This window comes from Paenibacillus massiliensis 2301065 = DSM 16942, from assembly GCF_000377505.1.
GTDB lineage: Bacteria > Bacillota > Bacilli > Paenibacillales > Paenibacillaceae > Paenibacillus > Paenibacillus massiliensis.
Window position 1 is genome coordinate 109,190 of the sequence record NZ_KB898200.1, and the last position, 9,040, is coordinate 118,229.

The 9,040-nt window shown below is 47.5% G+C and carries 5 protein-coding genes and 1 rRNA gene; all 6 read left to right on the forward strand.

Annotated features, from left to right (window positions below):
- Window positions 1-10 precede the first annotated feature (10 nt).
- Entirely contained in the window at window positions 11-928 is a 918-nt protein-coding gene (locus tag D328_RS0124385) for a glycosyltransferase family 2 protein (protein WP_018887675.1), read from the forward strand.
- A complete protein-coding gene (locus D328_RS0124390; protein WP_018887676.1) occupies window positions 925-2,325 on the forward strand; it encodes an undecaprenyl-phosphate glucose phosphotransferase in 1,401 nt (466 codons plus the stop codon). Before D328_RS0124385 ends, D328_RS0124390 begins: the two co-directional genes overlap by 4 nt.
- 825 nt (window positions 2,326-3,150) lie before the next feature.
- Window positions 3,151-3,852: a heptaprenylglyceryl phosphate synthase gene (gene pcrB / locus D328_RS0124395; protein ID WP_018887677.1), complete on the forward strand. Its 702-nt coding sequence runs from the start codon at window positions 3,151-3,153 to the stop codon at window positions 3,850-3,852.
- Between the two features lie 113 nt (window positions 3,853-3,965).
- Entirely contained in the window at window positions 3,966-6,290 is a 2,325-nt protein-coding gene (gene pcrA / locus D328_RS0124400) for a DNA helicase PcrA (RefSeq protein ID WP_018887678.1), read from the forward strand.
- 22 nt (window positions 6,291-6,312) lie between these two features.
- Complete coding sequence (gene ligA / locus D328_RS0124405) at window positions 6,313-8,328, forward strand: NAD-dependent DNA ligase LigA (RefSeq protein WP_018887679.1); 2,016 nt, start codon at window positions 6,313-6,315, stop codon at window positions 8,326-8,328.
- Window positions 8,329-8,800: 472 nt separating this feature from the next.
- Window positions 8,801-9,040 (forward strand): 16S ribosomal RNA (locus D328_RS0124410); the annotation flags it as partial.

Sequence of the window (9,040 nt, forward strand, 5' to 3'; positions counted from 1 at the left end):
ATTAGCTTTCATGGATGTAAGCATATTGATCGTCAATTACAACACGCAGCGCCTAACCTTGGACTGTCTTGCATCGGTATACGCGTCACAGACCCGGTTCAGCTATGAAGTCATTGTGATTGACAATCATTCCAGTGACGGCTCTGTGGAGGCAATACACGCACAATTTCCAGCAGTCACGCTAATTGCGAACGAGGAGAACACGGGGTTTGCCAAGGCAAATAACCAAGGCATGGATGTGGCCACTGGGCGATACATACTGCTGCTCAACTCAGATACGCTGATGCAGTTGGACACACTGGAGACTATGGTTGAGCTGATGGATAGCCGTCCAGATCTCGGGGCAGCAGGCTGTAAGGTCATCTTGCCCGACGGTTCACTGGATAAAGCATGCAAGCGGGGTTTCCCTACCCCCTCAGCGTCGTTTTATTATGCGTTCGGTTTTTCCAAGCGCTATCCCGATAATCCCAAGTATAATCAGTATCAGCTAGGGCACCTGAACCCGGATGAAGAATATCCTGTAGATGTGCTTGTTGGGGCATTTATGCTGGTGCGTCGAGAGACCATTGACCAGGTCGGAGGGCTGGACGAGACCTTCTTCATGTATGGTGAGGATATCGACTGGTGCTACCGAATCAAGCAGGCTGGTTGGGGTATTTACTACTATCCACGCACATATATTGTTCATATCAAGGGAGGCAGCGCCAGACGGCGTCCGCCAAAGATCATCTATGAGTTTCATAGAGCTATGTGGGTGTTTCATCGCAAGCATTATTACAGCAGGTATAATCTAATTACGAATATAGCGGTCTGGTCAGGCATTGCGCTGAAATATACAATGGCCATGGCGATGAATCGTTTCAGGGCACCTGCACCGCCCAGACCGTCGAATACGCATGAAGAATCACGTACCGAGGTGAAAGCATGATTCGCAGAAATCAGCGTTTCCTAACACAACTGTATATTTTGGCAGATTTCGCAGTCATTCAGTTCTCCTTCCTGATTGCCTGGTTCATTAAGTTCGAGAGCGGGCTCATTCCGTATGAGCAGCCGCTTCCTATTGAGGTGTACGGTGGATGGAGTCTGATCTACGGGACCATTGCGGTGTCTATCGGGATTATGATCGGGCTCTATACGACTACTCGTAAGAAACGATATGCCGATGATCTGATGAAGATTCTGCAGACCCATGTTGTGGGCTTGTTCGTTCTCTTGAGTGTGATGTTCTTTGTGAAAGAAATCAACATCTCACGTGGATATCTGGCTATCTATATGGTAGCTAATGTGCTGCTAATTCTGTGCTATCGTTACTATGTGAAGAAGGTATTGAAGGCTGTTCGTCAGAAGGGCTACAATAAACAGTTCGTATTGATTCTTGGTGCCGGTACACTAGGCAAGACATTCTACGCCAATCTCCAGCAGTATCCGGATCTGGGGTATGAGGTAATCGGATTTCTCGATGACAAGCGTACATGGTCTGAGGAGGAGGAAGGTCTGTATCAACCGATTCTTGGTACGCTTGGTGATCTTGAGGCTACCTTAAAGCGACTGATGATTGATGAAGTCATTCTGGCTCTTCCGCTGGATGCTCACCACAAGTATCCAAGAATCATTAATCAGTGTGAAAAAGCTGGTGTTCGCACGCTGATCATTCCAGACTTTTTTGATTACCTGCCAGCACGTCCCTACTTCGATAATTTTGCAGGTATGCCGATGATCAACGTCAGAGATATTCCGCTGGATATCGCGGCTAATCGACTGTTCAAACGGACCTTCGACATTGTGTTCTCGCTGTTTGCGATTATACTTACGTCACCAGTCATGCTGGCTGTGGCGATCGGAGTGAAGCTGACCTCGCGCGGACCTATTATTTTCAAGCAGGAGCGAGTAGGGCTTAACCGTCGCACATTCTATATGTATAAATTCCGTTCTATGCGATTACTCCCACCAGGTGCAGCAGATACAGGCTGGACGATTGAGAATGATCCAAGACGGACAAAGTTCGGTTCCTTTATTCGCAAGACGAGCCTCGATGAGCTTCCACAGTTCTTTAATGTGCTCTTGGGACATATGAGCGTCGTAGGGCCACGACCGGAAAGACCGTTCTTCGTAGATCAGTTTCGTGAGGAAATTCCGAAATACATGGTCAAGCATCACGTGCGACCAGGAATTACGGGCTGGGCACAGAGCAATGGCCTTCGCGGAGATACCTCGATTGAGGAGCGGATTAAGCATGACATTTTCTATATTGAGAACTGGTCGTTGCTTTTCGATATCAAAATTATTTTCCTGACCATCCGCAATGGCTTCAAAAATGCATATTAATCATGAGAAGCACGAAAAGATCTTTTAGTTAGCTTTTGAGGTAGTTATGATTGTAACCAAGCTATGGTACGTAAGCTATCAAGCACTCATGATCATTATCTATATTAGATTATTATTGAGCCTCATCACGGCATTCAGGCCGGGTGAGGTTTTTTGTTATCACAACAAGGTGAAGTGCGGTTAGGTGTTGGAGTGGAGGTGCTATTGTGGAAAAGAAAACGGAGGAATCAATTTTTATCCACAGAAATGAGTCCTAAGAATGCGGATTAAAGACTTATTCACAGTTTATAAACAGATGCTAACAGGTTACTCACAATATTCACAGTGTTCATCCACAAGTTATCCCTAGTTATAAACATTCTGTGCACAGATTGTGTTTATCTCGGGGGTAAATTCGGTATGATCGCCCCTGTTATTCAGTCTTTATCCTTAAAATGTTGAGAAGCTAAGTTTTGCGTTTAGTTAATGTACCACCAACTAAGAAGTTATTCACATTTATGCGCTTTTCGAGTCCCATCTCCAGGTAGTAGCGGAAAGGATATGCACAGAGAGGACTCTTCGTTTGAGGACTTGTAAATAAAGCGACCTTTCATACCAGGTCTTTTTAATTCCTTTGCCCTGCCAATGATTAGTCTTTTATAGGTTTACTATTGAACGAAGGTACTTGTTTATTGCATACGAATCGCGAGTAATGCAGCATCCTGAGGGTCTAATTCTGAATAGGTATAAATTGTTCGTATAAAATGCGAACATCAAATTGACTTGCACCCCTCGCTGTCTTAGACTAATCCTAGCAGGTTAACCGTTAACGTGGAGGAATGAGGCTTGAAGGAACAGTTAAGAGCATGGAGGCATGTATTTAAGCTTGATCCGGACAAGAGTATATCGGATGAAGCGCTGGATGCTGTTTGCATGTCAGGCACAGATGCTATAATGATCGGCGGCTCTTCGGGAGTTACCTATGATAACACCGTTGACTTGCTATCACGTGTGCGCAGATATGAATTGCCGTGTGTACAGGAGGTGTCCGAGCTTGAAGCTGTTGTCCCTGGCTTTGACCTGTATATGGTGCCGATGGTGCTGAACACGCAGGATTCCAATTGGATTATGGGACAGCATCGTGTGGGCATCGAGCGATTTGGCTACATGATTCCGTGGGAGCTCGTCGTAGCTGAGGGGTACATTGTATTAAATGAACATGCGACGGTGACCAAGTTGACTGGCGCTGATGCACGGATTGATACGGATGCAGTAGCAGCTTATGCACAAATAGCCGACAGACTGATGTCCCTCCCGATCGTGTATCTGGAATACAGCGGAACATATGGAGACATGAGCACAGTTCGTCGTGTGCATCGCTCATTAGATCAGGCACAGTTATTTTATGGCGGCGGGATAACTACGGCGGAGCGAGCTGCAGAAGCAGCAGCAGCCGCAGATACCGTTGTTGTTGGTAACATTGTGTACGATGATCTGGAGCAGGCACTAACTACGGTAAGTGCAGTCAAGGATGTTTTACGTAGTTAAATTTCAAATTATATAGTAGCTATCTTAGTTGATTAGTAATTATTTGTAGTGATTTGTAGTGATTCAGAATGGATTATCTATTCAAGTTTATGAAAAATGGGAGGCAACGTAACATGCAGCCGATTGATATACATGAGGCAATACAACGTCTCAATCCACCGCAACGACAAGCGGTAGAAGCGACAGAAGGACCCCTACTGATCATGGCAGGTGCCGGCTCGGGAAAAACACGCGTGCTGACGCATCGCATTGCGTACCTGATCGCTACGCGCAAGGCCCCGCCTTGGAGCATACTGGCGATTACCTTTACGAACAAGGCGGCCCGCGAAATGCAGGAGCGTGTATCCAAGCTGATTGGTTCAGCTGGCCGGGACATCTGGGTATCGACATTCCACTCCATGTGTGTTCGAATTCTGCGCAAGGATATTGAACGAATTGGCTTTACCTCGAACTTCAGCATTCTGGACTCAGGAGACCAGCTCTCCGTGATCCGCGCATGTATGAAGGACCAGAACATTGATACGAAGAAATTCGAGCCTAAGGCTGTACAAGCTATGATGAGTGCAGCCAAGAACGAGCTGGTGACCCCGGAAATGTATGAGCGCAAGATTGGCGATTATTTCGAGGGGATTGTGTCCAAAGTATATACCATGTACCAGAAGCGTCTGAAGAGCAACAACTCTCTGGACTTTGATGATTTGATCATGACTACGATTCAGCTCTTCAAGGAAGTGCCGGAGGTACTGGATTTCTATCAGAAGAAATTCCAATACATCCATGTCGATGAGTATCAGGATACGAACCGGGCCCAGTACATGCTGACCCGCATGCTGGCAGACAAGCATCATCGTATTTGTGTTGTAGGGGATAGTGATCAGTCCATCTATCGCTGGCGTGGAGCAGATATCTCGAACATTTTGAATTTTGAAGAGGATTATCCTGAGGCACGTACGATTCTATTGGAGCAAAATTACCGCTCGACCTCCAATATCCTGAACGCAGCGAATGAAGTCATTGCCCAGAATAGCGGACGTAAGCCCAAGAAGCTGTGGACTGACAAAGAAGGCGGACCGAAGATCAAGGTCTATCGGGCAGACTCGGAGCATGATGAAGGATACTTCATTGCTTCGGAGATTCAGAAGAACGTTAAGGCTAACAAGAACTACAGCAATCATGCGATTTTGTACCGTACTAATGCGCAATCCCGGGTTGTGGAGGAAATACTCATCAAGTCGGATATTCCTTACCAGATTGTAGGGGGCGTGAAGTTCTATGATCGAAAGGAGATCAAGGATCTGCTTGCGTATCTACGTCTTTTATCCAACCCTGATGATGATATCAGTCTCATTCGCATCATTAACGTGCCCAAGCGGGGAATAGGTGATACTACGGTAGCCAAGCTGCAAAGTGCTGCGGCTGAGCGTGGTATTTCGATTTTCCGAATCCTGCAGGTTGTGGATGATCTAGGCTTCGCGGGACGCACACGTAATGCGCTCGTTGAATTTTACGATATGATTGCGGCTCTACATCAGATGGTGGAGTATCTGTCTGTGACGGAGCTTACGGAAAAGATACTGGAAATGTCCCAGTACCGAATGGAGCTGCAGCAGGAAAATACACTGGAGTCCCGAGCTCGTCTGGAGAATATTGATGAGTTCTTATCTGTGACGATGGAATTCGAGAACAAGAATGATGATAAGTCATTAGTGTCATTCCTGACGGACCTTGCCCTCATTGCGGATATTGATTCCATGAATGATGATCCTGAGGAGCAGGCGGATTCTGTCATTCTGATGACCATGCATAGTGCCAAGGGGCTGGAGTTCCCGGTTGTCTTTATCGTGGGCATGGAAGAAGGAGTATTCCCGCATAGCCGTGCTTTCCTGGACCAAGAAGAGCTGGAGGAAGAGCGTCGACTGGCTTATGTAGGGATTACTCGGGCAGAGCAGCAGTTGTTCTTGTCCTGTGCGCAGAGCAGAACCTTGTTCGGACGGACTACGGCGAATCCACCATCCCGCTTCCTGGAGGAGATTCCTGAGGAGCTTAAGGAAGATACCGGAGTGGCAAGAGATCGCTATCGACGTGGAAGTAACATCGGAGGCTCTTATGCTGGAAAAGGTCTTGGCTCCAGTGGAAACAGCAATTTTGGAGGCAGTCGCTCTTTCGATGCTTTGAGTCGTAGTGGCTCCAGTGCAACCTCTACCTCTAGTTCGCGGGTTACCGTATCTGGCCCAGGCGCCAAGCCAGCAGCTCCAAGCAAGGCAAGCGACGGTTCCTTTGCCGCAGGCGATAAGGTGCAGCATGGCAAATGGGGAACAGGCACGATTGTGGCAGTCAAAGGCACCGGCAATGATATGGAGCTTCAAATTGCGTTCCCTGCTCCAGTGGGCGTCAAGCGGCTGTTGGCAGGCTTCGCCCCCATTACCAAAGTGGAATAATGAATAAAGGAGTGGCTTCTTAATGGACCCTATGCACAGAATGGAAGAGCTAGTCACTGAGTTGAACCGTTATAACTATCATTATTACACCTTGGATGAGCCTTTGGTCAGCGACAAGGAGTATGACGTATTGTACGACGAGCTATTTCGCCTGGAGCAGGAAAGTGGCGTGAGCCTACCGGATTCTCCGACGCAACGCGTGGGCAGTGAGATTCTGAAGGGCTTTACACCGCATCGCCACCTGGCTCCGCTCTGGAGCTTGGATAAGGCTCAAAATACGGAGCAGCTTCAGTCATGGAATGCTAGGGTTATCAAGCTGGTTACGGATTACAATGCCAAAAACCCGGATCAGCCACTCCCTGTACCGAGCTATGCAATTGAGCTCAAGTTCGATGGATTAACCTTGAATCTAACCTATACAGATGGCAAACTGGTTCAGGCTTCTACTCGGGGTAACGGTGTCACGGGTGAGGGCATCCTTGCGCAAGTCAAGACCATTAAGTCTGTACCATTGAACATCCCCTATCGTGAGGGGACGATTGAGGTGCAGGGCGAAGGGATTATGAACCTGTCTGTATTGGCTAAATATAATGAGACCGCAGCGGAGCCGCTCAAAAATGCACGGAATGCAGCTGCAGGAGCCCTGCGCAACCTGAATCCGAAGGTCACGGCAGAGCGCAAGCTGAATGCTTTCTTTTACAATGTGGGCTACAGTGACGGAATTCAATTTGACAACCATCAGGAAATGATGGCATTCCTGAAGGATAACCAGTTTAAAGTGAATCCTTACTTGACTTACTTCAATAGCTTTGAGGAAGTCATCGAGCAATTGACGGAGATCGAGCAGGGAAGATCCGAGCTTGATTTTCTGATCGATGGGGCTGTTGTGAAGATCACAGATATGCGTACGCGTGAAGTGCTTGGATATACTGACAAATTCCCACGCTGGGCGGTTGCCTATAAATTTGAGGCAGAAGAAACAACCACTGTGCTTGAATCTGTAAGCTGGAATGTGGGGCGTACTGGCAAGGTGACTCCGCTCGCGCGAGTGGAGGCGGTAGAACTGGCGGGCGTCACCGTTCAGAATTGTACCTTGAATAATGCGGGAGATATAGAACGCAAGAATCTTAAATTTGCACTGGGGACACGTGTGTTCATTCGACGTTCCAATGACGTCATTCCTGAGATTTTGGGAAAAGTGACGGAGGAGCAGGACGGAGAGGAAATCGTCACACCAGATCATTGTCCAGCCTGCGGCTTCCCGCTGGAGCAGCGAGGTGCGCATTTGTTCTGTGACAACAAGCTGGGCTGCAAGCCGCAGATCGTTGCACGTATTTCGCATTTTGCCTCCAGGGATGCGATGGACATCGAGACTTTCAGTGACAAGACCGCTATCCAATTGCATGACGAGCTGGAGCTTCGTGAGCCAGCTGATCTGTACAGCCTGGAGTTTGATCAGTTATTGAAGCTGGAGCGGTTCGGCGAGAAAAAGGCGAATAATCTGCTAGCGGCGATCGAGAAGAGCAAAGATCGTGATCTGGCTTCCTTCCTGTATGCGCTAGGTATTCCTAACACGGGCAAATCTACTACACGTATGCTTGCTGATCACTATCGGGATCTGACACGTGTGATGGAAGCGACGGTCGAGGAACTAGTGGAATTGCCGGATGTCGGCGGTATTGTAGCGGAGAGCATCGTGGCCTTTTTCGCAGATCCGTTCACTCGTGCGGCCATTGAGAAGATGCTGAATGCTGGTGTCAAGGCAGAAGCTCCTGCGGCAGTGGGGCCTGTGCAGACAGATAGTTATTTCAGTGGAAAGACAGTCGTACTTACGGGAACTCTCCATCAGCTCACGCGTGATGAGGCCACTACTCGTCTGGAACGTCTTGGGGCGAATGTTACTGGCTCGGTATCCAAGAAGACGGACCTTGTTATCGCAGGTGAAAAAGCGGGGAGCAAGCTGGCGAAGGCCAAGCAACTAGGTATTGATACGATTGAAAGCGAAGATGAGTTCATTCGTTTGCTTAATGAGCAATGAGTAGAAGATACGAGTGAGGTTTTTTTTGACCCTTAGTTCACAATTGTATATTAGCAACTGTAAATGTAACATGCTGCACGGCTCGGGCTTGCCCTGGGCCGTTTTTTATTAATGTTGTTGAGACATCAATGGAATGAATATCTCTCTACAATACTTTTGCGTGGGGGAGAACATCATGGGCATTATTTTGGTTAGGCAATTGTAAAAGGGCAGTGATTAAAAAAAGCTTGCTTTGTTAGGTTGGATGTGATAAATTATTATTCGTTGCCCCGATATGAAATATATCGAGCGGAAACGACAAAAAATAAAATGTGTTGACAACAATGTTCGACACATGATATTATCAAATTCCTGACGCAGACGATTGAATGTGTCAGACAAGTTCCTTGAAAACTGAACAAATGGACGATGTAATATAATGAGATATTAATCTCGTCAGATTCAAAATGAGCTATCGCTCTTTTCAATAACTTTATTGGAGAGTTTGATCCTGGCTCAGGACGAACGCTGGCGGCGTGCCTAATACATGCAAGTCGAGCGGACTTGATGGAGAGCTTGCTCTCCTGATGGTTAGCGGCGGACGGGTGAGTAACACGTAGGCAACCTGCCCTTTGGACTGGGATAACTACCGGAAACGGTAGCTAATACCAGATAATTCACTTCTTCGCATGGAGGAGTGAGGAAAGACGGAGCAATCTGTCACCGGAGGATG